Raw genomic sequence first — 25,242 nt, forward strand, 5'->3', positions numbered from 1 at the left:
CGACCGGGCGGGCTTCCGCCAACCCTGATCTTCCCCTTCGCCTCCCGCATTCTGGAGGGCACCACCCGGACATACACCCAGACGTCAACGCTCCGAAGGACGGTGACAACGTGCGCGGGCGGCTGACCGAGGGTCAGGACGCGGACGCCCCGGGCCGGCAAGGCGCGGGCATGCTAGTCCAGTCCGGCCTGGGAGGCAGCGAGAATCTTCAGAAGCACCCGGGAGCGTGGCCAGGCCCGCGCGCCGGGCGCCAGGCGATCGGCGGCACCGCCTCGGCGTTCCAGACCCCGACGATCTCGCCGCTGGTCGCCGGGACCGTGGAGCCGTCCGGGTTACAGAAGGCCAACTCCCTCCTCGGCGCCGCCACCGGCGCCACCCGGCTCGCCGGTCCCGCCCTCGCCGGGACGTTCGTGCTCACCATCGGCCCCGGCTGGACGTTCGTCCTCGACGCCGCCACGTTCGCCGCCAGCGGCGCCCTGCTCGCGGCGACGCGCGTCCGGCACGTGCCGCAGCCGGACCTCCCGGACGGCCGATCCGGCGCGTTCCAGCGACTCGAACGCGACATGGCCGAAGGTTGGGCGCAGGTCCGGACGCGCGACTGGTACTGGACGAGCCTGATCGCGCACGGCGTCTGGAACGGCGCGTCCGCCGTCCTCCTCACCCTCGGACCGGCCATCGCGATCGACCATCTCGGCGGCGAGGAGACATGGATCGCGACCGTCCAGGTCGGCGCCGTCGGGCTCGTCGCCGGGTCGCTGCCGGCGTCCCGCATCCACCTGCGCCGCCCGGTCCTCGTCGCGAACCTCGGCCTCGCGATCTTCGCTCTGCCGCTCGCCCTGCTGGCCGTCCCCGCGCCCGCGCCACTGGTCATCGGCTCGTACGGGGTGGCGCTCGCCGGGCTGGGCGTCCTCAACCCGACCTGGCAGACGGTCGGCCAGTTGACCATTCCGCAGCACGCGCTGGCCCGGGTGACGTCCTACGACTGGCTGCTCTCCCTCGCGGCGGCGCCGCTCGGCTACGCGCTCGCGCCGTTGGCGGCGTCGGCGTGGGGAACGGCCGTGCCGCTGACGGCTTCCGCGGTTCTGGTCGCCGCGTCCTGCCTGGGCACGGCGCCGGTGCCGAGCGTCCGCCAACTGACCATGCCCACGCCAGAGCCCCCGGCGCCCCTCAAGACCCCTGGCACCGAGCCCGCCCAGTAACAGCGGGGGCCTTGCCAACCGTCGGGCAAGGTCCCCGGTCACCGCATCAGGGAGCGGCGGTCGGCGGGTCGCCGGGCTGGGGGTCACCGCTCGTGATTCCGGGCCGATCGTGGGACGACCCATCCCGCACGGCCGGTGCCTCGTCACGCTGCTTCGGCTCGTCCAGGCCGATGACCGGCGGGACGTCGTCGGGGGACTCCAGCGCCGAGGAGGCCTCCGCCGCCTTCGCCAGCTCCTCCTCCGCCTTGGCGAGCCGTTCCCCGAGACCCGGTCCGCCCCGCTTGCCCGCCGCCTCGCCTCCACCGGTGCCGCTCGTGACACGGTCGAAGAATCGCAGCACCTCCACCGGCAGCGGCATGACCAGCGTGCTGTTCTTCTCGGCGGAGACCTCGACGACCGTCTGCAGCAGCCGGAGCTGCAGGGCCGCCGGGTCCTGCGACATGATCTCCGCGGCGGCGGCGAGCCGCTTGGACGCCTGGAACTCGCCGTCCGCGGTGATGATGCGGGCACGCCGCTCCCGCTCCGCCTCGGCCTGCCGGGCCATCGACCGCTTCATGCCCTCCGGCAGCGAGACGTCCTTGATCTCGACCATCTCGATCCGGATGCCCCACGGCCCCTCGGTGATCTCGTCGATGATCGCCCGAAGCCGCGTGTTGATCTTCGCGCGTTCGCCGAGGAGCTCCTGCATGTCGGCCTGGCCGATGACCGACCGCAGCGATGTCTGCGCCACCTGGGAGACCGCGTAACCGTAGTTCTGGACGTTCACGATCGCCTTCACCGGATCGATCACCCGGAAGTACACAACGGCGTCCACGCGGACGCTCACGTTGTCCTGGGTGATGCCGTCCTGGCCCGGAACGCCCATCGTGACCGTCTGTCTGCTGACCTTCTGCATCCTTTCGATGATCGGCACGATCGCCGTGATACCGGGCTCGCGGACCGCACCAGGACGCAGCTGCCCGCCCCGCTGCACCTGGCCGAACCTGAACACGATGCCGTGCTCATACTGCTGGACGACGCGGATCGAAGACGTCAGAAGGACCAGCCCGCCGACGAGGACGATCAGCAAGACGACAAGGGCCACCGCGGCCATCACGGGCACCTCTCTCTCGTGATCGGCGGGACCACGGGGAGCGCCCAGGCCCCGACAGCTCGGAACCACCCGGAGGACGGTTCACGTTTCCCAGCTAACCGCGCGGGCACGCCGATTGACAGTGCCCGAGCCAACGATCGTGGCCGGAACCGTGTCAGGGATCACTGCAGCGGGACGGGCGCACCCTCAAGTGTTTGTCGAGTGAACGATATGGTCGATCGAGTGAGCGCGAGAGACACCGACTGGGACGGCGTACGCCTCCACGTGGTCACCGGGAAAGGCGGAACCGGGAAGACCACCGTCGCGGCCGCGCTCGCCCTCGCGCTGGCCGCCGGTGGCCGCAAGGTCCTGCTCGTCGAGGTCGAGGGACGCCAGGGCATCGCCCAGCTGTTCGACTGCCCGCCCCTGCCGTACGGGGAACGGCGCGTCGCGATCGCACCGGACGGCGGCGACGTCTACGCGCTCGCCATCGACACCGAAGAGGCGCTCCTCGAGTACCTCGAGATGTTCTACAACCTCAAGCACGCCGGGAAGGCGATGACCCGGCTCGGCGTCGTCGACTTCGTCACCACCATCGCGCCCGGCCTGCGGGACGTGATCCTCACCGGCAAGACGAGCGAGTCCGTCCGGCGCAAGAAGAAGGACGGCTCGTTCATCTACGACGCCGTCGTCATGGACGCGCCGCCCACGGGCCGCATCACCAAGTTCCTGAACGTCAACGACGAGATCTCCGGGCTCGCCAAGGTCGGGCCCGTGCGCAACCACGCCGACACCGTGATGAAGGTTCTGCGCAGCCCCGAAACGGCCGTGCATTTCGTCACGGTGCTTGAGGAGATGCCCGTCCAGGAGACGATGGACGGCATCCGCGACCTCACCGAGGTGGGCCTGCCCATCGGCGGCGTCGTCGTCAACATGGAGCACCCGCCCGTCCTCCCCGAGGACACCCTCGCCGCCGCCGCGTCCGGCGACCTCGACATGGACGAGATCATCCGGGGCGTGAAGGCGGCCGGTCTGGAACACGACGCCGAGTCGATCGCCGCGGTGCTCGCCGCCGAGGCCGCCGACCACGCCCGCCGCACCGCACTCCAGCGGCGCGAGAAGGAGCGCCTCGAGTCGATCGACCGTCCCCGCTACACCCTCCCGCTCCTGTCGGACGGCATGGACCTCGCGGGCCTGTACGACCTGGCCGCCGCCCTCCGCGCCCAGGGCGCCGCATGACCGAGCACAACGACGACCCCGAGGTCGGACGGAGGTGAACCGATGAGCTCGACCGGCGGCAAGACCCCACCCGCCCTCGATGTGAACGCGCTCCTCGACGACCCGCGCACGAAGATCATCGTGTGTTGCGGCTCAGGCGGTGTCGGCAAGACGACGACGGCCGCGGCCCTCGGCGTCCGCGCCGCCGAACGGGGTCGGGACGTGGTCGTCCTCACCGTCGACCCGGCCCGGCGGCTCGCCCAGTCGATGGGACTGTCCGAACTCGACAACAACCCGCGCAAGATCGAGATCGAGGGCGACGGCGAGCTGCACGCCATGATGCTCGACATGAAGCGCACCTTCGACGAGATCGTCGAGGCGCACGCCGACCCCGACCGGGCCAAGCAGATCCTCGCCAACCCCTTCTACCAGTCGCTGTCGTCCAGCCTGTCCGGGACGCAGGAGTACATGGCGATGGAGAAGCTCGGCCAACTGCACCGCTCCGGCGCGTGGGACCTGATCATCGTGGACACTCCACCGTCCCGGAACGCGCTCGACTTCCTGGACGCCCCCGAGCGGATGGGTCGTTTCCTCGACGGCCGCTTCATGCGGATCCTCGCCACCCCCGCCAAGACCGGTGGACGGTTCGGCGTCAAGGTGATCAGCGCCGGTTTCGGCATGGTCACGGGCGTCCTCAACAAGGTCATCGGCGTCCAGCTCCTCCGGGACGTCCAGACGTTCGTCGCCGCGTTCGACACGATGTTCGGCGGTTTCCGGGAGCGCGCCGAGAAGACGTTCCGGCTCCTGCAGACCCCCGGCACCGCGTTCCTCGTCGTCGCCGCACCGGAACCGGACGCGCTCCGCGAAGCCTCCTATTTCGTGGAACGTCTCGCGGAGGAGCGCATGCCGCTCGCCGGACTTGTGATCAACCGCGTCCACGAGTCCGCCGCCGACACGCTCTCCGCCGCCCGCAGCCAGGCCGCCGCCGAAACCCTGGAGGAACGCGGCGAGCACACGCTGACCGCGGCGTTGCTGCGCCTCCACACCGACCGGCTGCAGCTGTCCGCCCGCGAGGAACGACTCCGGGACCACTTCGCGTCGGCGCATCCGAACGTCCCGGTCACGGCGGTCGCGGCGCAGGCGGAGGACGTCCACGACCTGGACGGCCTACGCCGGGTGGGCGAGGACCTCGCCGCCTGATCGGCACGACCCGCCACCAGGTGAGACAACGCCACACCCACTCCGCAGGCCCGTACCGCGCGTGGCGCAGCCACAATGCGCTGAAGACCGCCTCGACCACGAACACGCACGCCCCGAGGGCCATGGCCTCACGCGCCGTCCCGAGCCTCACGAATTGACCGGCTGCCACGACCATCAATGTGGCACCCAGATAGTTGGTCAACGCCATCCGACCGGCCGGCGCAAGTCTCAGCAAGACGCCCCGAGCACGCGAACGCAACAACACCAAAATCACACCGACATAAGCGGCCGCAGTCACCAACCCCGCCAGCCGCCCCCCGAAACCCGAACCACCCTCAACCTGCCAGCCATTCAAGGCGATGGCCCCCAGGGAAACACCCCCGACCCCCAGGCCGAACCCACACCCAGAGAGACTCAACAATCTCTCAATTCCGTAACGCTGGGCAGCGTAACCCAGCAGGAACAGCCCAGGGATCAACACGCTGCCACCCCCCGTGACCAGCACCGCGACCACCTCGGCAACGACTCCGATCATCAGGACGACCCGTCGCGACAGAAACGACGCGGGCAGCAGGACGACGATGCCGACAACCGCGTAGGTCAACAACACCTCGTCCGGCTGCAACACCCGATGCACCGCACCAAAGGGCACGAGAAACCCGAGCCGAGCCAACATGACCAGCCGCGGATTCTGTGCCCTCTCCTGTACCGCGTCCAGGAACAACCCGAAGCTGACCCCGAACAGGAACGAAAAGACAGGAAAGAACCGCTGATGCAACAGGGCTTCGTAAACCCAGTTCCCCGCACCCTCAGAGGACGCTCCACTGAGCCCGACGGCGTTCACGACCGAGATGCCAAATAGAGCGAACCCACGAAGCACATCGACCTCGACAAGCCGCGCCGTCTCAGCCCGTCCAACAGGCACCACGGAACCTCGGAGCAAGGCCGGCCCTACCCCCTCCCGAAGCCCGACCACCAACCCACAAGACCACACCCACCCGACCGCCCAACACCTCACATCACACCCAGACCATCGGCAAGCTCACCTTCCCGTCACAGGAAAACCCCTCACACCGCGCCGCACCGACCAGCCGCCCCCACAACAGCGCCACCAGGCACACTCCCAACAACCGAACCGAACCTGGACGAATACGACCGACACTCGACCTGGTCGACGCCCCCCTCACCCGCTCCGCCGCGCCATCCCTGCAACCGCAACGACATCACAACCAAACGAATCCCAACACACCCCCTCATGGACATAGCCAGGTACCAGGCAACATCCAGACTGAAGACAACACCGCGACCCGCTCCGCCACCACCTCACCGTCCCTACGGCCGCAACGAAATCACAACGAACGAACCCCACGCACCGCTCAGCCCCGATGGCGTACGCGGACGAGTACCAGCCGACAGTCGATCGAGCTAGCGGAAGATGCCCTTACCCGCGCTACCGCCGCCCCCACAGCGCAACGACGTCACACCGCACAAGCCGAACGGTCAAGGATGCGGCCTTCACCCTCTGCGCCACCACCGCATCGCAGTCGCGGCGACCTCCCCTGGCGAACACCGAGGACACCCACAACCCTTGGTGGCGGACATGGACGAGCATCTAGCCACATTCGAGTTGGTGAAGGCGTCCTCATCCTCTTGATGTCGCGCCTGTGCAGAGGCAGGCAGTCCGGCGACGGCCGCCGGCGTCGCGGCTTACGCCGTCCGAAAGGAAGCAGCCGACATGCACACGGCCACGGACCACACAGCGTGGCGAAGGGTGAGTGACGACCAGACAAGCCCGTCCACGACCGGGAACGTGGTTACAGGCTCGCATCTCGGTGGGATACGAGCCCGCTGACACGTTTCTGAGTGGACCGGGTAGGTCATCAGCCTGGACGGGCCGCTCTCAAAGCCCGTGAAATCGGACGACCGCCGTTCGGCGGATCGGGTCAGCTCGCGACGAGTTCCTGTTCGTCCACGTCGACCGACCGCTCGTACTCTTCCTTGGCGGTCTCCAGAAGGTCGCGCCACGACCGTACATCCGGCCGCCGACGCAGCAGAGCGCGACGTTCCCGCTCGGTCATCCCGCCCCACACGCCGAACTCGATCCGGTTGTCGAGGGCGTCGGCAAGACACTCCGTGCGCACCGGGCAGCCGCGGCAGATCATCTTGGCCCGGTTCTGCGCTGCTCCCTGCACGAACAGGGCGTCCGGATCCGCGTTACGGCAGGCGGCGCGGGCGGTCCAATCCGTGATCCACATCTTGGCCCCACTCCCCTAGGGTCTGTGTGTCGATTTGCGCTCCTTGGCCGGACGGGCGCGGACGTCAGGCCGCCAAACGAAAGCCGTGGGGAAGAACTTACGGAAGCGAGGCACGTTTCGACAGTCCCCGATGGGCCCATTCTCGATATGGCCCACCGGGGCCATATCGCCGGAACGGACTAGTTACCTGTAGTAGACGCGCCAGACACTGCACAGGTTGTCATGAGGAGGGCATAAGGGACGAAGCTCATGGTCAGCGGGGGCCCGGAAGGTTCGACGACGGGGGGCACGTCCCAAATGCACTGGTCATCCCGCGTACCCTAGTGCCCGTGCGCGTTGCGAATATGGATCGGGCGAAGGCGGTATCCACAGTCCTCAGGCTTCTCGGGGCGGGGGTCGTCGCAGGCGTCCTTGCCGCCTTCATCGCGCTACCCGCCGTGGGTAGCGCCGGGCTGACCGCACGCGACGCCGCGAACAACTTCGAGGACATGGACAGCCAACTGAAGACGACACCACCGTCCGAGAAGACGGTGGTGTACGACTCGGAGGGCAAGCCGTTCGCCACGTTCTTCGACAAGTACCGCGAATCCGTCCGGCTCGACCAGATCGCGCCCGTCATGCGGCAGGCGATCATCGACATCGAGGACTCGCGGTTCTACGAGCACGGCGCCCTCGACCTGAAGGGCACGCTCCGCGCGCTGGCGACCAACGTCGAGTCCGAGAAGACGCAGGGCGGATCGACACTCAGCCAGCAGTACGTCAAGAACCTGCTGGTCGACGCCGCCAAGACGCCGGAGGAGTACCGCGAGGTCACCGCGCCGACCATCGGCCGAAAGGTCCGCGAACTCCGCTACGCGCTCGACATCGAGGAGCGGCTGACCAAGGACCAGATCCTTGAGGGCTACCTCAACATCTCGTACTTCGGCGCGGGCGCGTACGGGGTCCAGGCCGCGGCCAAGCGGTACTTCAGCGTCCCCGCGTCCCAGCTCACCCTCGGACAGTCCGCGCTGCTCGCGGGCATCACGCAGAACCCCACGGCCTACGACCCGATCCGCAACCCGAGGGACGCCCGGAGCCGCCGCGACATCGTCCTCAACCGGATGGCGGAACTCGGCCACATCACGAAGCAGCAGGCCGCCGCGGAGGCCGCCAAGCCGATCGAGCTGAACACCACCGACCCGGTCGGCGGCTGCGAGACGAGCAAGGCGCCCTACTTCTGCGAGTACGTGAAGTACGACCTGCTGAACATCCTGTCGGACGGCAAGTACTGGAAGCTCACCCCGAAGGAGCAGGAGAACGTCGTCAACAAGCTCAACCGGGGCGGCTACACGATCCGCACCACCCTCGACCCCCAGAGCCAGCGCGCCGTCGACAAGACCCTGCGCAGCACGGTTCCGCCCGCCGGTAACCGCGTCGCCGCCGAGGCGATGGTCGAGCCCGGCACCGGCAAGGTCAGGGCGATCGGGTTGAGCAAGCAGTTCGGCCCCGGCAAGGGACGGACCACCATCAACCTCCCGGCCGACGCCGCGCACGGCGGAGGCAACGGGGTGTCCGCGGGCTCCACGTTCAAGATCTTTACGCTTGCCGCCGCCATCAACCAGGGCATTCCGGTCAGCACGACGATCAACTCACCGCAGACCACCACCGTCGGCGGCTTCCAGTCCTGCCGGTACACCGGGATGTACCAGGGCAAGAAGTACGACAACGGCATTCTCGGCGGAGGCACCTGGACGCTGTCCAACGCGGGTGACAGCGAGAAGGGCAACTTCAACCTCAAGACCGGCACCTGGCACTCGGTCAACACGTTCTACGCGTACCTGGAGAAGCGCGTCGGCGTCTGCAACGCGGTGAAGATGGCCGAGAAGTTCGGCATGAAGCAGGGCAACGGCAACCCGCTGCTGCCGCTCCCGTCCCAGGTCCTCGGCGTCAACGACATCGACATGGTCCACCTCGCCGCCGCGTACGCCGGATTCGCGGCCCGCGGCAAGTATTGCGCCCCGATCTCGGTGACGGAGGTCGTCGACGCCGAGGGCAAGCAGCTCGAACTGCCCAAGCAGGACTGCCACCAGGCCCTCGACGAGGACGTCGCCGACAAGGTCAACTCGATCCTCCAGGGCGTCCTCACCCAGGGAACCGCCACGGGCCGCGGGATCGGCCGTCCCGCCGCGGGCAAGACCGGCACCTGCGAAGAGTTCACCTGCGCCGTGTTCGCCGGCTTCACCCCGAACCTGGCCGCGGCCACCGCCTACTGGGACTACCGCGGCCCCTGGCGGTACAAGGTCCACGGCGTGTACGGCGCCGACATCCCCGGCGGCATCTGGCAGCAGAGCATGCAGCGCGCCCTCTCTGGGAAGCCCGCCCCCGGGTTCCGGACCCCGTCCCGCGACTTCGGCGACACCGCCCGAATCCCGGACGTGAAGGGCAAAACCATCGCGGAGGCCACCGCCAAACTCCACGCCGCCGGCCTCAGGGCCCGTGTCGCCCCCGGCTCCGTCCCCTCGGACCAGCCCAAGGGGACGATCGTCTCCACCTCACCGGCCGCCGGCAGCGAGGCCCCGCCCGGGACCAGCGTCATCCTCTACGTGAGCAGCGGCGAGAACCGCGGCGGCGACCGTCCCCCGGGCAACGGCGACTGACGCCCAGGGCCCACGCCAAAGCGAAATGCAGCAAGCGTTGACTTGGGCCGGGGGCGGTCGGTCAATGATGGGATCATCAGGAGGACGGTTGTCGTCCCCTCAGCCCACTTCCCGCCGCCCCCTCAGACACTGACACGAGCCAGGCCCAGAGCCCTACTGCGCGAGCTGGCGCTTCACCTCGGCGGCGACCCGTCCGCCATCGGCACGTCCCGCGACCTTCGGGTTGACGACCTTCATGACCTGCCCCATCGCGCGGGGCCCGGCCGCACCCGTCTCGGCGATCGCGTCCGCCACCAGCGCCGTCAACTCCTCATCCCCGAGCTGCGCGGGAAGGTATCCCTCCAGCACCTCGCCCTCGGCCCGCTCCGCCTGGGCCTGCTCCTCGCGCCCGGCGTCCCCGAACGCGGCCGCCGCCTCGCGCCGCTTCTTCGCCTCCCGGTTCAGCACCCTGACGACGTCCTCGTCGGACAGGGCACGCGGCTGCTTGCCGGCGACCTCTTCGTTCTTCACGGCCGTGAGCGCCATCCGCAAGGTACGGGTCCGCACCTCGTCGCGCGCCTTCATCGCCGCCGAAAGATCGGTCTCCAGCTTCTCCTTCAAGGTCATGCACACCATCATGCCCCTCCCGCATCCCAAGCCCCATCAGGATTACCGCGCCGTGCAATTCTCTGGAAGCATGGAGGGGTGCGAAAGTTCTACGCCGTGCCGCTGGCGCTCCTCGGCGCGGGCGCCGCGACCTTCGGGTACGCCTCGGTGATCGAGCGGAACTGGTTCCGGCTCCGCCGCATCGAGGTGCCGATACTCGCGCCTGGCCGCCCGCCGGTGAAGATCCTGCACATCTCCGACGCGCACCTGACGCCCGGCCGGACCCGCCTGATCGACTGGGTCCGTGCCCTGGACGCCCTGGAACCCGACCTCGTCGTCAACACCGGCGACTCCGTCTCGCACCGCGACGCGGTCGGCCCGTTCCTGGACGCGCTCGGCCCCCTCCTTGAACGTCCCGGCGTGTTCGTCTACGGCTCCAACGACCTCTACTCGCCGATCTTCAAGAACCCCCTCCGCTACATCTGGCGGACCAGCAAGTCCGACTACGACCGGCACCGCAGGGAACCCGACCTCCCCTACCGGGAGCTGGGCTCGTCCCTCCAGACCGCCGGCTGGCTCGACCTCAACAACCGCATCGGCCGCCTCAAGGTCGGCGAGCTGGACATCGAGTTCGGCGGCATCGACGACTCCCACATCAACCGCGACCGCTACGACAAGATCGCCGGCCCGGTCGACCCGCAGGCCGACGTCCACCTCGGTGTCATGCACTCCCCCGAGCCCCGCAACCTCGACCGGTTCACCGCCGACGGCTACGACCTCCTCCTCGCCGGTCACACCCACGGCGGCCAGGTCCGCGTCCCCTTCTACGGCGCCCTCGCCACCAACTGCGGCATCGACCGTCCACGCGTCAAGGGCCTTCACCGGCACCGCGGCGCCTGGCTGCACGTCTCGGCAGGCCTCGGCACGTCCCCGAAGGCCCCCATGCGCTTCTGCTGCCCACCCGAAGCATCCCTCCTCACGCTCGTCCCACGCCGATGAACCTGCGCGAACGCTGGAAGGTCGGCGGCTTCGAAGCCGCCGCCTACGACTACGCCGTCCAGAACCCCTACCTCTCCCGCCTGGGCGCCCGCCTCCTCTGGAACTACGACATCACGCACTTACGACAGAACATCGCCGCCCAGGACCCGTCCGCCCTCACCCTCGACATCCCCTGCGGCGGCGGCCTCGCCGTCGGCGACAACCCCCGCCACGTGGGCGTCGACCTCTCCTGGACGATGCTCACCCGCGCCCGCCGCAAGACGTCCACCCTCCTCCAGGCCGACGTCTACGCCCTCCCCTTCCCCTCCGACACCTTCGACGCCTGCGTCACCTACAACGGCCTCCACTGCCTGACCGACCCACCCGCCGCCATCGCCGAAATGGCCCGCGTCCTCCGCCCGGGCGGCACCCTCCGCGGCACGACCATCGTCCGCGGCACCTCCCGCGACCGCGTCATCCGCCACATGCAGCGCCGCGGCCTCTTCGGCCCGTCCGGCACCGCCGACGACGTCCACACCTGGCTGACCGCCGCCGGCCTGACGTCCATCGAACTCACCCGCTCCGGCGCCATGACCGGCTTCACAGCCCGCAAATAGAGGACGCGAGCACCCCCAACCATCCGCTAAGGTGTACTAGGCGCCGGGAGAACGTACGCCTCCCGGGCAGCCACCACCGGGGTGTAGCGCAGCTTGGCAGCGCGCTTCGTTCGGGACGAAGAGGTCGTGGGTTCAAATCCCGCCACCCCGACACATAACGCCAGATCAGAGGCCGGTTCTCCGCACGGAGACCGGCCTCAAGATCTTTTGTCCGCCATCCGTCCGCGAACTCCGCCACCACCCACGGACACCATCCGCCCCGGACCAGCACCGCGCGGACTTGCTCCACCGCCCCCATGTTCAGATCCGCGGCCCGTTCGCCCGCTCCAGGTGACCCGTCCGGACGTACTCACAGCTGCTCGACACATCGACCTCCAGGCCATGACCAACCCGAAGCGGCCGCCACGCCGCCACAGGCCAAGCCTCCTTGGTGAGGGTAAGGCTCTCTTGGGTCGTGCGGTCGGTGGTGCACGCGTTCAACGGGCGGGGGCTTCGACGCATTGGACCCAAAATGAAGCGGGGGCCGTTCTAGACGGATCGGTGAGCGAGTGCGCGAGCGCAACTGCCCGATCGCCCTGACGACCCCGCCGAGTGGGGCATCGCATCGTTCTCAACCTGGAGCTCGTCCAAGCTGGCCTCTCATCTGGAGAAGATCGATCTGGTCCCTCGCTCAGCCCAACCCACCTGGGCCGGATCCTGAAGGCCGGCGGGGTGTCGTGGCAGACGACGACCACCTGGAAGAGCAGCAACGATCCGGAATTCATCGCCAAGATGCGGACCGTCCTGGCACTCTACGACACCCCGCCTCAGGGCGGCCGGGTGATCTCGTGGACGAGTTCGGGCCTCTCAACCCGATGCCGCGCACCGACAAGGCGTGGCAGCCCCTCCGCAACCCGCGGCGGCTGCGGGCGACCTGCCATCGCAAGGACGGCGTCCGCCACATGTTCGGCGCCCTGGACCTGGCGACCGGGAAGCTTTACTACCGGATCCGCCGCCGGAAACGATGGCGGGGGTTCTTGTCCTTCCTCAAGTCTCTGAACCGCCGCTGGCACAACCAGAACGCCACCCCGAAGACCAGCTTCGTCGCCAGCTCCCCAATCCGATCACGGACCAGTTACCCCAGTAAGGTTGCGTGACCCCCCTAGGATGTTGTTATGGCATGCACGGTGTGTGGACTCGGTGGGCACAACAGCCGCACCTGTTCGGGCGAACACCCGACATGTCCGACTTGCGGTAAGCCGACAGCCAACATGACCGACTACTCCGAGCGACACGACAGTCGTTACTGCTCTCCGATCACCTCCCCGATTGCTGGAGACCCACTGTGACGCTTGTTTGTACAGTATGCGACGAGGTCGTCGAGAATGAGGCTGACTGGCACGACGAGTCCGAGTTGTGCAACTCTTGCTTTGAGGTCAGCGGCAGTCCCATGTACTGCTGCGGCATCATGTATGACAACGGCGAGGACACTTGTAGCAGTTGTGGCGACCCGCTCTAGTTACGGCTGCCGCACTAGGCCCCCCGGTCGATCAAGACCACAGTGGACATCTTTGGCCACCTCCTGCCGGGCGCTAGGGACCGCTGCCGCGAGGTCATGCAAGCGGCCATGCGGCCCTACGATCTAGCCGCACAGTGCTGAGTCGCGAGAGCCGTGTCGGTTCTGTGCTGGGACGGCTGCCGAGACAGCCAGCCGTTCTGGCAGGTAAGAGGGTTGTGGTCAACGTTCCGCTTTAACGTCTAGTGCGTGATCCCCTGAAGCTTCCGGCCTTCCTCCATCGACAACGCACGCACGAACATCTCGGGGTTTCCTAGACTCGGCAGGCCACCACGACGGGGATGTGGCTCCTGACGCCATCACGTTCTTGGACAGCCATTACCTCCTGGTGTTGATGTTCAGTCACCAGTCGACTACCGTCGCAGTAGGTTGCGGATACGATCAACCAGCCGGAACAGGATCAGCTATCTGAGATTGAAATGTGTAGCTTCGCGCGGCCCATGGGCTCCAGAAAGATCGAATTGTTCTCTGGACATCCGGCGTTTTACGGCTTAGCCGACGTCGAGGCGGCCGAGCACGTATCCCCTAGCCGCCAGGTCACAAGCGAGCCTTGGGACGGCGAACGAGGCAACCTCCTCCTGCAAGGTGCCATCTGCACCCGAAAATCTGCCCCCAATGGCCCACACCGAAGGCAGTTGACATGCTGCTGACGGCGACCCACACCATGACGCCAGCTTCAGAAGGCATCCAGGCGTCGGACGATTCGACCTTCCCCCACCTCTTCAGTCGAGGTTTCACGAGTCCACTTTTCCCACCTGTACTGGAGGGGCCTACATCAGGATTTCCGCCGCTACTTCGACTGCCTGTGAGGTCGCGCCAGCTGCCTGGATAGGAAATGATGGATCGGCGATCAAGGGAGACCGAATACTGGGAGTCAAGTTCACCGAAGGGCACATCAGCACGCTCAAGGTTGACTAGTCTCGCGCAACGAGCCGAAGATCCTCCTCGATAACTCGGCCTACTACGCAATGAACGGAGAAGCCTGCGCATGTCCTTCCAAACCCCGCTGAGCGTCGAGGAAATGCTCATCGCGATCCACAGGCGCGAGTACCTCATGCCTGCCATCCAACGAGAATTCGTGTGGAGTACCAGCCAGATCGTCAAGCTCTTCGACAGCCTGATGCGCGGCTATCCGGTCGGCTCATTCCTGCTCTGGAACGTCAAGCCGGAGACGGCACAATCCTACACATTCTACGAATTCCTTACGCACTACCATGAACGCGACAATCCATACGCCGACAAGGCGACAGTACTTGCGGGCACTGGGACGACCGCCGTCCTTGACGGTCAGCAGCGGCTGACGTCACTCAACATTGCCCTGTACGGAAGCTTCGCCGAGAAGAAGAAGTACGCGTGGTGGAATAGTCCGGAGGCGTTTCCCGTCAAGAAGCTCTATCTCAACTTGGTCGAGGACCCTAAAGACGAAGAGCTCGGCCTCAAGTATGATCTGCGGTTCCTCACCGACAAGGAGGCCGCAGCCGGGCAGGACGCGGAAGACAAGTGGTTCCGCGTAGGCGCCGTCTTCGACCTTGCCAATGCTGGCCCGGCCATCATGAAAGAGCTGGAGCAGCGTAGAATCGCGAACTCGGGTGCCGCTTTTCAGCGGCTCTACGATCTGTATGAGGCGGTTCGGGTCCTGAAGCCCATGAACTACTTCCTCGTCACAGATCAGAACCCCGACAAGGTTCTAGAAATTTTCGTCCGAGTCAACAGTGGCGGGACCACGCTGTCCTACTCCGATCTGCTGCTGTCCATGGCGACCAACCAGTGGCGGGAACTCGACGCTCGGGAGGAGGTCCGCACACTCGTGCGCGACCTCAACAGCAAAGCTGGGCGTCAGTTCTCCTTTTCCAAGGACGTCGTCCTCAAGACGGCACTCAGCATCGCCGGCGTAGACCTCCGCTTCAAAGTCTCGAACTTCACACAAGCGAACATGGCTAAGGTAGAGGCCGCGTGGCCGCAGATCGAGGGTGCCCTCCTACGAGCGGCGACACTGCTTCAGCAGTTCGGCTACAACGAACGCAACCTTACGGCCAACAGCGTCATCATTCCGATTGCCCACTACCTTCACCTACGGGGTGCAAGTGACTCCTACCTCGACTCCAGTGCCGATGCCGCTGACCGGCTCACGCTGCAGCACTGGGTCACGCGCTCGCTGATCAAGCGTGGGGTGTGGGGCTCCGGTCTCGACACCACCCTCACCCGAATCCGCGAAGTACTCACCGCCAACACCACTGGCCGTTTCCCGGTCGCCGATGTGGAAGCGGCGATGACCGCTGTCGGCAAGAGCCTGTCGTTCGATGCCGCCGAGATCGACGAACTACTAAATCTCAAGTACGCCGGGCAGCGGACCTTCCCAGTACTGTCCGTGCTATATCCGGGGCTGGATCTCAGTAAGCAGTTCCACGAGGACCACATCTTCCCGAGGTCACGCTTCACGAGGAAGAAGCTCGCCGCGTCCGGTATCCCCGAGGAGAAGATCAACGCCTACCAGGAGACGGTCAACCTCCTGCCTAACCTGCAACTCCTTCCCGGCACCGTGAACGTTGAAAAGCAGGCCACGCTTCCTGCCGACTGGGTCAAGTCCAACACTGTGTTCCCGGAGGCCGCAAAGCGGAAGACGTACCTCAGTGAAAACGACCTCGACGGACTGCCGCTCGACCTGGCCGACTACCTCCTCTTCTTCGAGGAGCGCAAGAGGAGGATCAGGGACCGCCTCATCAAAGCCCTCGGAGCAACGATCTCATCAGAGGCCACCGAGGAGTGAGATGTGGCCACCGGCGCCGCTGAGACGGACGGCGTACAGACGGATGGTCATGGCGTCACCTCCGTCGCGAACGCTGCAGGTGCGTTCGTCAAGTGATGGATGGCTCGTCGAGTCGTGACCCGTCCTGCGGGTGTGCAGCGACTCCATCCCGGCCCGGCCTCGGGCCGGGATGTCCGCATTGCAGCGTTTCTGTCAGCAACGGTGACGGCATGCTCTTACTCGGCTCGGCGTACACGCCCGGTGGATGGCGCAAGGCCTGGCGCCGGTCGCCCTCCGTTACCCGGGCATGCCCCGCTTCGAAACTGGAGCCACCGAAGGAGCATGTATCTGTGTCGCGGATAGCGCCGAGGGTAGCGGCGCGGCATGGATGACGGTCAGCGTCTGGGTGCACCTGGAACTGCTCGGGCGTGATGATCTCGAGGGGCTTGCGGACGACCGGGGGCGTGCGGACTCCGCGGCAGGGGTGGATGAAGGTGACCTGGTCGTCCATCGCCGTGGTGAAGATGGCGCTGAGGACGATCTTGTTGTAGCGGATGTTCACGGGCTTCATGCCCTGGTTCTTGAGGGCCGTGATCCACGCGCGGACGTGCTCGGGGAGGATGTCGATCATCCGCATCGAGCCGAACGTCGGCATGATGTTCCTGTAGATCGCGTACGTGTAGCTCTCACGGGTGGTGGCCTCGACCTGGTGGTTCGGGAGCCAGACCTGCTCGACGTAATCCTTGAACCGCTGCTTCCCGCGGCCTGGATCTCCCGTTCGGCCCCTGGAGACCTCGACCTTTGCTCGTTGCCATGTCTTGTCCGCGTCCCTTTTGTTGGAATATGTCCCGACTGACCGCAGGCGGCCCTTGATGTCGACGTAGCAGGCCGTGTAGTGGTACTTTCCGTTGTTGCCTTTGCGCTTCTTCGCGTATCCCACGAGGCGATCTCCCCATGATCATCCGTCCGTGATTTGTCCGTGGACGGTGGCGAACCGGCCATCCTTGTCCGTGAGTGATTGGCACCGGAGCCCGCCGCCCACCTGGGGTTTTAACGCGAATCGCCTTGACCTGCACGACCCCCAAATGGCCATGATCTGAGGTTCGGGACGAAGAGGTCGTGGGTTTAAATCCCGCCACCCCGACACATAATGCCAGATCAGAGGCCGGTTCTCCTCACGGAGACCGGCCTCAAGATCTTTCTCCGTCGCCCTGTTGTAGCCGAAGCGGGCGGCAAGCGTCTCGACCAGGCCGTGGCGGTGGTCGCGGCCTTGGAGCCCTCATGGTGGGTGGGGATGGCGATGGCGCCCGCACCGATGACCGCGCAGGGAGTTCCCGCAGTCGTACAGCGTGAAGGTGAAGGAGCCGCCATTGTGGGAGTCGGCTGCGGAGTGAGAGCAAGGGCTTTCAGACAACGCGCCAAATGCGTGTGAGCACGCCAGGCCTACGCGGGCAGCGCAGGGAACACGACCACCGAGCCGTCCTTGTCGCGGGCGATCTCGATCGCCACGTCCGTCGCGCGGGTGTCGCACTTAACGCCGGCGCCCAACTTGCGGATCCTATGCGCGGCGCGCATCAGACGCTCGACTTCCCTGGTCGTGAGGACGGGCCACAAACCGGACGGCCCTGTCAACTCCAACTCTGACAGGCGTACGAGGACGCCGGCGACGCCCGACTCCAGGTTGTCGAGGCGCTGCTGGTGGTCCTTGAGTTGGCGGATGAAGTTCTCGGACGGGTTGCCGGGGTCGCTCTGGGCATGCTCGACAGCCTGGAGGACGATGACCCGCCGCTCTAGCGCGATCGCCAGTGCGGCGAGTTCGAGGTGAGCGCGGAACATGCCACCACTGTCGTCGTCGAGGCCGGGAAACGACTTGGTCAGCGTGCCGATCTCGATGGGCGCGCCATCGGTTAGCGTGTCGAGCGCGCTTTGCCACTTGGCGAGACGCCGCTCGGCGGCGACCAGCGCTGTGCTGATGGCGACGACACCGAGTCCAGTCCCAACGAGACACCGAACTTGCCCTGGTCGAGCAAAATGGCGGTGGCTTTGTCGATGGCGTCGCGGCAGCCGTCGAGTTGGTTGTGCTCGTGCTCGAGTTTGTCTTCGTCAGTTGCTCTAGCAGTTCCGTGATGTGCTCGATGGCCTGCTGACGTTTGCAGTCGGCGTGCGCGCTAACCCCCACCGCTACGGCCATGACCATTTAAAAGTATCTGGCACTACGGTACGGGATTGGGCCACTATCTTACTCGCCTGAGATTACTCGAACACGATTGGGCGGCCGAAATCGCACAGAAACAGCCCGAGGCTTTGCTGGCTGCGTGCCGTGGCCCGTCTGAGGCTCGCTTGGAAACGCCATGGGCGCGGTAGTCGCTGTCGACCGGCCCAACGCGTGGCGCTTTTTCGCCAGAGTCGAAACTCGCCATATTGCAGGGTGGGGGCGGTTGTGCCGGCGTGAAGCGGCTGGGACACTGTCCGGGTTTTGATCGTTCCCCAGGCAAAATCTTCCTCGCTTGTGGCCATTTGACCGTTCCATAATATGCGTGGAGTTGGTCATGAGCAGGGCGGATACCCCCAATGTTCGGGACCGGCCGTGGACGTGGCGGCCTCGTCCGCGCGGTCGGTGGCGCCGGGCGAGGGAGAGGTGGCGTAGTCATGATCGGTTCGAATGGTGGGGCGAAGGGCGGCCCGGGATTGACGGGCTTGTTGTGCAGGGTCGCGCGGGGCTCCGTGGTGCGTATGGTCGCGGTGTGCGCGCTAATGCTGCCGCTGGCCGCTTGTGCGACGCCGCCTACTACCAGTGAGATGTTCGCCGAGTATCTGCGGTCGACGGATGTTGTCGGCGACGAGTTCGAAAGCGGTAGCGCCGAGACCCGGATGGCCGTTTTCGCCAGCATCGGATCGCCGGAAGAGGTCATCGGACGGCTGATGGCACCGCGTCCATGCAGTACGACCGGGTGCGCCCGGCCATGGAAGGAGGGCGGTGCCAACAAGCCACTGCCGGGGCTGGACGCGGCCCACGCGATCGCAGGGTCGAACGGAAGGGTCTACGAACGCAAGGTCCTGGTGAAGCGGGACGATGACGAACTCGAGCTCATCTCGCTCTACCTGGTGCACAAGGCTGATGGCACCAAGGTGCTGGTCGATTCCAACAAGGAAGCTCACGCCGGTGGACTGGACGGCTTCCGAGAGACGAACGATGTGCTCGAGTACGACGACTTCATGCTCGTGACCCGCGAAATCACCGCGCTGACGGGGAGAAGCGAGATCGTGGTCGTGTCCGGGCACACTCCGCCGAGCCGGAAACCGTGGCTTATTGGTAGTGGTATCGCTCTGGCGACCGTCATCGCACTCGTAATGATCATCCGCCGGCTTCGCAGGACCTGATTCCATCCTGCCTGCATATCTTCGCTCGATCGCCGCACGCTGCTACTGTGTCGGATCTTATTAACGGCCTGGGTTCGAACTTTTTATCTTGCAGAATGGGTAGCGTGGTACGTTATCGGTTCGTGGTTACGGCCAAGAGCACTTGGATTACTCCCGCGACCGTTCCGATTAGCGTCAGGGCGGTCATAAGGGTCTGCTTTCGCTCGATGGTCGGTTGTTCGAGTGTCGGTTCGCTGTAGTGGGAAGCCGACTCATGAGGGCGAGGGGCTGGTGCGGCCACCTGTCGCGGACCGCGACGAAAGCCCAAGATTCTTAGAAGTGCATCGGTCTTGTAGACCGCGTGGGAGGGCTGGTGTGTGCAAGCCATGAGACGCCCGTTCGCGGGATTTCTGCAGGGAAAGCCCCTGCTCGTCTCGACGCCGCAAAGTGTGGGCACTGCGCACAATTCATAGTAGGCCCATGTCAGCAGCGGTAGGATCCACAACTCGGGGCGGCCGGACTGCCAGGCCAAAATCGCCAGCACGACGATCGCACTCCACCAAGTCAAGATCGCATTACGTCGCTTCTCTGCCCTGGTCGGTCGCCGCGCCATCGTTCCCCGTCCCGCACCGTTGCAGCTTGACGGGGGCAGCATAAGCCGAAACACTTCATCTGTGTATGCACTTTGACACACTAGGGGATGATCCAGTTATTCATAGATAAGCGATCTACTAACGTGGCACTTGTTCTAGAATCGGCTGACTTTTCGGTGCATGTCGATATGGTTCCTACGTCCGCGGGAACGCCACGGCGGCAGACTCGAACTGAGGTTCTACGACCTGCCCGTCTCCACCGTCCAGTCATCATTGACCGGGCCACCGCCTGGCGAGCATGGAGACAACTGCATCACCATGCTCGTGCGCCGGCCTGGAGGTGATGTACGACCATGCGTCCCGGCTCTTCTTTGGAGCGCGGCGTCGCAGGGCAACCCCCGGGCCGGGAGGGGCTTCCCAGTGCTTTGACATGTGGTTTTGCTGGGATTTTGCTGGTGTCGTGGGGGGTCGGTAGCGTGGGGGTGTGATTAATGTTGAGTTGAGTGAATTGTTAGTCGGGTTCGGGCGGCTGGTCGGGCGGGTTGAGGAGACCGGCGAGCGGGTGCGGGTTAGCGACGGTGGTGAGCCGGTGGGTGTGCTGCTTGCGGCGGCGGAGTTGGCTGAGCTGGAGCACTACGCGCAACGTGGGGGTTATCGGCGGCCTCGGGTGAAGGCGGCGCGGGGCTCTCCTGTCGGTCCGGAGCAGCAAAGTGCGTATGTCCGGTATGTGCATGGCGATGGGGTGCGGAGCACGTATACGCGCGGGCGTGTGGTCGTGGCCGAGTTTCGGCCCGTGGAGGAGATCGACTGGCTAGAGGAATGCGCGCGCGTTGGCCGTCGGAAGCTCGTGCTTTCGGATCAGGATGAAGACGCGTGCTCTGGCGACCACCGCATGAGTCCGGGGCAGGCGGCGGCGTTCGAGAAGTTTCTTGTCCGGCAGCCTCCGATCGGTGATGGCATAGCTTGGATCGCCGACGGTTGGAAGAATCAAGAGCCGTTTACGGTGCTCGAGTTCATCAAAGGTGTGGCCGCTGAAGATGCTGCTCTCGCCTATGGGGCCGATGCGCTGGACGTCAGGGACGGGCTGACGCTGGAGCAGGTGTGGGAGCGTGATAAGCGCGAAGGCACTGAGGATGTCTACAAGGTACTGGCTTTTGGGGAAGAGGGTGGGTGGACATGGCTGGGGTACCACGATACCGACTACGCCTTCTCGCGCGTCCTTGATCCGGCTCCCGCGCAGGAGGTCACGTTGATGGCCATCATGGCCAAGGCCATTTACACATTTAGCTACTTCAAGGATGGCGAGTACCAGAACCCGTATCCGCTTGAGGACGGCGCTGTAGCGCGAGACATGTACGAGCTCATCTGGTACACGCCGGGTGAGGAGCCGTTCGAGCCGGATGCGCCGCTGGCCTTTCTCAACACCTATATTCGTGGTGCGGAGGAAGGCACGGATTGGGAGGACGGCGTTTCGTTGTTCTTCGCGGGGCTGGAACGGGCCTTTGGCTTGTCGCTGCCTCAAGACGCGATCATGTCCGGTCGGGTGCGCTGTGCTCGTCCGGCCCGTCGTTGATTGACCGATCGGCGGGTTAGAGCCTTACCGGCCTCCTGCCGATGTTGCTGCCGCGTATCGGGCCCAGGAAGGCGGTGGGGCCGCTTTCGGGCCTTCGGCGACGGTCACCTCGGTGTCTGGGGAGCCGTCGGCCAGCCAGTTGCTCGCCTTCGGGATGACGTTGCTGCTGGCCGAGCTGGGCTTCGTCGCCGAGCAGCGCGGTGATCTCACGAAGGCCGGGTCACTGCATCTGGAGGGGCTCGCCGCGGCCCGCGAGGCCTCCGCGCGCCATCGCCCTGGCGCGGGAGGGGCTGGTCGGGATCGCGGCGGCCGAGGGCGAGCACCGGGAAGGGGCGGCCCTTCTCGACGAGGCCGGATCGCCGCGGCCGTTCGCGCCGCTACGGGCCGTCCATGCGCTGAACTCGTGGATTGTTCGGTGAATCCTTTCGGGGCGTGGTGGCCTCTTATGGGTGATGACCACACTGTGAGGGGGTGGACGTGGGTGACCGTTCGTGGGTGAGCGCGCAGCTCATCGAGGCGGCGCAGGCGGGTGACCGCGAGTCGATCACCGCTGTCGTCCAGGGCGCCCATCCGCATGTGCGGCGGTTCGCGCAGCATCTCTGCGCGTCGCCGCAGGACGCCGAGGACGCCGCGCAGGAAGCACTGATCATCCTCTACCGGAAGATCGGCTCGCTGCGAGCGACAGGGGCACTCGCATCGTGGATGTTCCGCATCATTCGGAACGAGTGCCTGCGCCGTGCCCGGGTCCTGGTCGAACGCCATGACGGGGTCGAGGCCGGGGTCGCGGTGTCGGCCGAGGAGGAGGTCGTCCGGCGGTTGGAGGCCGAACGCGTCGCGCAGGTGATCCAGGAGTTGCCGGACGTTCAGCGCAGGGTCCTGATCATGCGGGACGTGTTGGGCTACCCGGGACGGACGGTCGCGCAGACGCTCGGTCTGAGCAACGCGGCGATGAAATCGCACCTCCATAGGGCTCGTACCCGGCTCCGACTGCGGCTGGCCGCGGCGAACGGCTCCGCCCAAGCTCCCTCCGCCCAATTCTGAAAGGGAAATTCCCCATGCTCCAAGCTGGAACGCCCGCGCCCGAAATGGCGCTGGAGGATACCGACGGACGGGTCGTCCGCCTGTCCGACTATCAAGGTGAGCGGGCCGTACTCATCTATTTCCTTCGGGCGACGTCATGCCCTATCTGCAACCGGCATGTCCAGGACCTCATCAGGAGCCGCGACGAGTTCGTGGGCAACGATGTGCAGGTGCTGATCGTGGCGCCCGAGGGGCGTTCGAAAGCGGCCGCGTGGAAGGCCAAACGTAAAATTCCGTTCCCCGTGCTGGTGGGCCGGGAGGGCGCCGCGCACGAGATGGTCGGGCCGCACAGAAAAGTCTTCGGCACGATGCAGCAGAGCGGCAGCGTGCTCATCGATTCCCAGGGCATCGTCCGGCATGTCCACGGCGCCACCATGCCCACCGGCGGCTACGACAAGAAGGCGATCACCGCGGCCGTTCGGAAGCTCCGCGCCCACGCTCCCGGCGCCTGATCGAACGATCCGGCCCGTCTACAGTGACAGCCGTGGATGAGGGGCAGATCGTCGTTAGCAGGTCGCCGGAGGACGGCGGGAAGATACGCACTGGGGCACTGTTGTCCCGTCGGGGGCCGGTGATGACCGTCCGCTGGGACGACGACGGGCGGCGGGAGGACGTCCGGATCAGTTCCGACGCGACTTTCATGAAACCGGGCACGCTCCGGCACGAGGCGTTCGTGGACCTGGACGGACTGACCACCCGACTGGAGTCCGACCCGGTGCCCGTCCTCGTGCAACTGCTCCGCGAACACCCCCGGTCGTCTCTGACCGCATTGGAAATCAAGAGGAAACTGGGGGAGCTCGGGCTGGCGCAGACCGTTCTCGACAAGGCTTGGCGGAAGGCCCAGTCCGGTTTCAAGACGCATGCCCATGTGCGGGTCAACAAGCTGAAGTACCGATGGCGTCCGACGGGATTCGACCGTCCGGCCTTCAAGCGCCAAGAGGAGCAGGTTGACCGCGAGCCCTCCGCTGCGCCGGGAAAGGCTGAAGGAGACATCGCCCCGGAAGCGGCGGCGCTTCCCGGGCAGGGCGTCGCAGCGGGGGCGATCCAGGTCCAGGACGTGTCGCCGCCCTGGGCACGGGCGTTCGCGGACGCGTTGCGCGACGGTCCCGGGGCGGACGCGAAGGTCTACGCCGAGCGTCCCCTGGGCACCGCGGTCCGGTTGGCGCGGCTCGACGACGAGGCGATCGAACGGCTGATCGCGTCGATCCGGGAGAGCGATCGGGGGCCGGCGTTGGCGCTGCTCGCGGCGCTTCCGCGCGGCACCCGTGCCGTGGAGAGCTGGGACGACGCCGATCCGGTCGTCCTCGGGGAAGTTCTGGATGTCGGCGCGGACGAGCTGCGGAAAGACCGGTCCACCGCGACGGCGGCCGCTCAGTTGGTGCAGCGGGCTGCCACGGCACCTGTGTCCGACGGGTTGATCGCGTTGGCCACGGCGCTTCTGGCCGTTGACCGGGGCAAGACCTCTCTCAAGGCCGTGGATCGGATGGCCAAGTCGGTGGGCGACCGACTGTTCCACATGCCGGACGCGGAACGCGCCGCCCTCGACCTCGATGCCGTGGCGAAACTGCTCACCGCCCTGCCGTTCACCCGGCAGGGCGGGCGAGCGGCCGTCCTGGCCGCGGTCGGCCAGGTCTGGCCGGAGCGGGCCGCCGACGAGATCTGGTGGCGGGGCCTCACCCTGGACGCTCTGACCGAGTTCGCGACCGATTTCCTCGGCCTGGTCGCCAAGCGTCCCGAGGTGGCCAAGGCCGTGATCGCTCCGCTCATGGCACGGGAGTTGTCGGAGGTGAGCAGCCGGGTCAGGCTGGCCGGGCTGCTGGCCCTGCCGACCGAACTCGTCGAACATCTTCCGCCTGAGGCCATGGCGGAAGCCTTCCGGCGGGTGGCCACGGTCGATTCCACCGTTGACGCCTGGGTCCGGCTACTCGGCCAGGAAGATGGATCAACCGGCTCGGCGAGGAACTGAGGCGGGCACGGGACGGCGAACGGCAGGCCGCCGAACGTGCGGCGGAGGTCGAGGCGCGGCATCGGGAGATCGCCGTCCACTATGAGCGTCTTGAGGCTCGTCTGCGCGAGTCGCATGGGGAGTCGGTGGCCATGCGGACGTCCCAGGAACGCCAGGTGAAGATCGACTCCGTCCGGTCGCCGGCCGATCTCGCGGCGGAGGCCGAGGAACTGGCCGCCGGAGGAGCCGAGCCAGATCTGCTGGTGGAACGGGTCCGCGCGCTGGTGTCGGATCAGGGGCTGGAACCCATCGGCGACGTCGGCGGTCACACGCCGTTCGATCGGGAGCTTCACGAGGCGCTGTTGGGCGCGCCTCGGGACGGGCAGACCGTCACGGTCCTGCGCCCCGGTTACCGCTGGCGGTCGGACGGTGAAGATCTTGTGCTCGCCAAGGCCCTGGTACGGAATCCGGAACCCTAAGCGGAAGGTTCGACCAGGTACATCGAAGGATGCACGGAATGTCCCACTCCTTCCCTTACTGTCAGCGGCTCAACCCGTAGTGGCCCGGGGTGCGACTTCGTCCTGGAGTACGAGCAGGACGGTGCCACCCACGTCCAGACGGTGTATCCGG

At 66.2% G+C, this 25,242-nt stretch carries 20 protein-coding genes and 1 tRNA gene; 15 read left to right on the forward strand and 6 right to left on the reverse strand.

The window, feature by feature from the left end; genetic code table 11:
- The first annotated feature begins 170 nt into the window (after positions 1–170).
- Positions 171–1,199 carry an MFS transporter gene (locus tag BZB76_RS03060; RefSeq protein ID WP_121433413.1) on the forward strand — a complete coding sequence of 343 codons (1,029 nt, stop codon included), beginning with the start codon at positions 171–173 and terminating at the stop codon, positions 1,197–1,199.
- A 46-nt stretch (positions 1,200–1,245) separates the two neighbouring features.
- Here the strand turns inward: BZB76_RS03060 and BZB76_RS03065 are convergent, their stop codons facing one another.
- A complete protein-coding gene (locus tag BZB76_RS03065) occupies positions 1,246–2,292 on the reverse strand; it encodes a slipin family protein (protein ID WP_121432748.1) in 1,047 nt (348 codons plus the stop codon).
- A gap of 222 nt (positions 2,293–2,514) precedes the next feature.
- Between BZB76_RS03065 and bagA the strand changes: the two genes are divergently transcribed.
- The gene (bagA, locus tag BZB76_RS03070) at positions 2,515–3,510 is read left to right on the forward strand and encodes an ATPase BagA (RefSeq protein WP_121432749.1); all 996 of its coding nucleotides are present in this window, start codon (positions 2,515–2,517) and stop codon (positions 3,508–3,510) included.
- A gap of 42 nt (positions 3,511–3,552) precedes the next feature.
- Positions 3,553–4,689, forward strand: a complete 1,137-nt coding sequence (gene bagB, locus BZB76_RS03075) for an ATPase BagB (protein ID WP_121432750.1) — start codon at positions 3,553–3,555, stop codon at positions 4,687–4,689.
- Here the strand turns inward: bagB and BZB76_RS03080 are convergent.
- Positions 4,610–5,533, reverse strand: a complete 924-nt coding sequence (locus BZB76_RS03080; protein ID WP_147449296.1) for a DUF418 domain-containing protein — start codon at positions 5,531–5,533, stop codon at positions 4,610–4,612. The two genes, bagB and BZB76_RS03080, sit on opposite strands and share 80 nt — an antisense overlap.
- 1,099 nt (positions 5,534–6,632) lie before the next feature.
- Positions 6,633–6,944 (reverse strand): WhiB family transcriptional regulator, encoded by a 312-nt coding sequence (locus BZB76_RS03085; RefSeq protein ID WP_117397528.1) that lies wholly within the window; start codon positions 6,942–6,944, stop codon positions 6,633–6,635.
- Between the two features lie 437 nt (positions 6,945–7,381).
- On the opposite strand from BZB76_RS03085, the gene BZB76_RS03090 reads away from it, so the two are divergent.
- A complete protein-coding gene (locus BZB76_RS03090; RefSeq protein ID WP_170180493.1) occupies positions 7,382–9,580 on the forward strand; it encodes a penicillin-binding protein in 2,199 nt (732 codons plus the stop codon).
- A 153-nt stretch (positions 9,581–9,733) separates the two neighbouring features.
- Here BZB76_RS03090 and BZB76_RS03095 read toward each other — a convergent pair whose 3' ends face one another.
- The gene (locus BZB76_RS03095; protein WP_211342798.1) at positions 9,734–10,186 is read right to left on the reverse strand and encodes a GatB/YqeY domain-containing protein; all 453 of its coding nucleotides are present in this window, start codon (positions 10,184–10,186) and stop codon (positions 9,734–9,736) included.
- 78 nt (positions 10,187–10,264) lie between these two features.
- Between BZB76_RS03095 and BZB76_RS03100 the strand changes: the two genes are divergently transcribed.
- From BZB76_RS03100 to BZB76_RS03120, 5 genes are all read left to right on the forward strand, one after another.
- On the forward strand, positions 10,265–11,164 hold the full coding sequence (locus BZB76_RS03100) for a metallophosphoesterase (protein WP_121432754.1): 900 nt from the start codon (positions 10,265–10,267) through the stop codon (positions 11,162–11,164).
- Complete coding sequence (locus BZB76_RS03105) at positions 11,161–11,760, forward strand: class I SAM-dependent methyltransferase (RefSeq protein ID WP_121432755.1); 600 nt, start codon at positions 11,161–11,163, stop codon at positions 11,758–11,760. The genes BZB76_RS03100 and BZB76_RS03105 overlap by 4 nt, the downstream gene beginning before the upstream one ends.
- A 77-nt stretch (positions 11,761–11,837) precedes the next feature.
- Positions 11,838–11,911 (forward strand) — tRNA-Pro (locus BZB76_RS03110).
- 676 nt (positions 11,912–12,587) lie between these two features.
- Entirely contained in the window at positions 12,588–12,896 is a 309-nt protein-coding gene (locus tag BZB76_RS35120) for a hypothetical protein (protein WP_211342799.1), read from the forward strand.
- Between the two features lie 1,407 nt (positions 12,897–14,303).
- Complete coding sequence (locus tag BZB76_RS03120; protein ID WP_121432756.1) at positions 14,304–16,082, forward strand: DUF262 domain-containing protein; 1,779 nt, start codon at positions 14,304–14,306, stop codon at positions 16,080–16,082.
- A gap of 88 nt (positions 16,083–16,170) precedes the next feature.
- Here BZB76_RS03120 and BZB76_RS03125 read toward each other — a convergent pair whose 3' ends face one another.
- Positions 16,171–17,001, reverse strand: coding sequence for an N-terminal phage integrase SAM-like domain-containing protein (locus tag BZB76_RS03125; protein ID WP_121432757.1), 831 nt, complete (start codon positions 16,999–17,001; stop codon positions 16,171–16,173).
- A gap of 503 nt (positions 17,002–17,504) precedes the next feature.
- Positions 17,505–17,897 carry a hypothetical protein gene (locus tag BZB76_RS35125; protein ID WP_211342800.1) on the reverse strand — a complete coding sequence of 131 codons (393 nt, stop codon included), beginning with the start codon at positions 17,895–17,897 and terminating at the stop codon, positions 17,505–17,507.
- Between the two features lie 813 nt (positions 17,898–18,710).
- On the opposite strand from BZB76_RS35125, the gene BZB76_RS03135 reads away from it, so the two are divergent.
- From BZB76_RS03135 to BZB76_RS03160, 6 genes are all read left to right on the forward strand, one after another.
- On the forward strand, positions 18,711–19,442 hold the full coding sequence (locus BZB76_RS03135; protein ID WP_170180494.1) for a hypothetical protein: 732 nt from the start codon (positions 18,711–18,713) through the stop codon (positions 19,440–19,442).
- A 1,056-nt stretch (positions 19,443–20,498) separates the two neighbouring features.
- Entirely contained in the window at positions 20,499–21,587 is a 1,089-nt protein-coding gene (locus BZB76_RS03140) for a prevent-host-death family protein (protein WP_121432759.1), read from the forward strand.
- A 495-nt stretch (positions 21,588–22,082) separates the two neighbouring features.
- Complete coding sequence (locus tag BZB76_RS03145) at positions 22,083–22,628, forward strand: RNA polymerase sigma factor (RefSeq protein ID WP_246006724.1); 546 nt, start codon at positions 22,083–22,085, stop codon at positions 22,626–22,628.
- A 14-nt stretch (positions 22,629–22,642) separates the two neighbouring features.
- The gene (locus BZB76_RS03150) at positions 22,643–23,119 is read left to right on the forward strand and encodes a peroxiredoxin family protein (protein ID WP_121432760.1); all 477 of its coding nucleotides are present in this window, start codon (positions 22,643–22,645) and stop codon (positions 23,117–23,119) included.
- Between the two features lie 122 nt (positions 23,120–23,241).
- Complete coding sequence (locus tag BZB76_RS03155; RefSeq protein WP_121432761.1) at positions 23,242–24,633, forward strand: hypothetical protein; 1,392 nt, start codon at positions 23,242–23,244, stop codon at positions 24,631–24,633.
- Between the two features lie 131 nt (positions 24,634–24,764).
- Positions 24,765–25,091, forward strand: a complete 327-nt coding sequence (locus BZB76_RS03160; RefSeq protein WP_121432762.1) for a nucleotide exchange factor GrpE — start codon at positions 24,765–24,767, stop codon at positions 25,089–25,091.
- Positions 25,092–25,242 lie beyond the last annotated feature (151 nt).

The sequence above is a fragment of the Actinomadura pelletieri DSM 43383 genome, from assembly GCF_003634705.1.
GTDB lineage: Bacteria > Actinomycetota > Actinomycetes > Streptosporangiales > Streptosporangiaceae > Spirillospora > Spirillospora pelletieri.

Excerpts from the sequence above, each read along its gene's own strand:
- BZB76_RS03120 (WP_121432756.1), top strand. The coding sequence starts at position 14,304 with ATGTCCTTCCAAACCCCGCTGAGCGTCGAGGAAATGCTCATCGCGATC.
- BZB76_RS03065 (WP_121432748.1), bottom strand. The coding sequence starts at position 2,292 with ATGGCCGCGGTGGCCCTTGTCGTCTTGCTGATCGTCCTCGTCGGCGGG.
- BZB76_RS03150 (WP_121432760.1), top strand. The coding sequence starts at position 22,643 with ATGCTCCAAGCTGGAACGCCCGCGCCCGAAATGGCGCTGGAGGATACC.
- BZB76_RS03105 (WP_121432755.1), top strand. The coding sequence starts at position 11,161 with ATGAACCTGCGCGAACGCTGGAAGGTCGGCGGCTTCGAAGCCGCCGCC.
- BZB76_RS03160 (WP_121432762.1), top strand. The coding sequence starts at position 24,765 with ATGCGGACGTCCCAGGAACGCCAGGTGAAGATCGACTCCGTCCGGTCG.
- BZB76_RS03155 (WP_121432761.1), top strand. The coding sequence starts at position 23,242 with ATGACCGTCCGCTGGGACGACGACGGGCGGCGGGAGGACGTCCGGATC.
- bagB (WP_121432750.1), top strand. The coding sequence starts at position 3,553 with ATGAGCTCGACCGGCGGCAAGACCCCACCCGCCCTCGATGTGAACGCG.
- BZB76_RS03060 (WP_121433413.1), top strand. The coding sequence starts at position 171 with ATGCTAGTCCAGTCCGGCCTGGGAGGCAGCGAGAATCTTCAGAAGCAC.
- BZB76_RS03085 (WP_117397528.1), bottom strand. The coding sequence starts at position 6,944 with ATGTGGATCACGGATTGGACCGCCCGCGCCGCCTGCCGTAACGCGGAT.
- BZB76_RS35125 (WP_211342800.1), bottom strand. The coding sequence starts at position 17,897 with ATGTTCCGCGCTCACCTCGAACTCGCCGCACTGGCGATCGCGCTAGAG.
- BZB76_RS03135 (WP_170180494.1), top strand. The coding sequence starts at position 18,711 with ATGATCGGTTCGAATGGTGGGGCGAAGGGCGGCCCGGGATTGACGGGC.
- BZB76_RS03095 (WP_211342798.1), bottom strand. The coding sequence starts at position 10,186 with ATGACCTTGAAGGAGAAGCTGGAGACCGATCTTTCGGCGGCGATGAAG.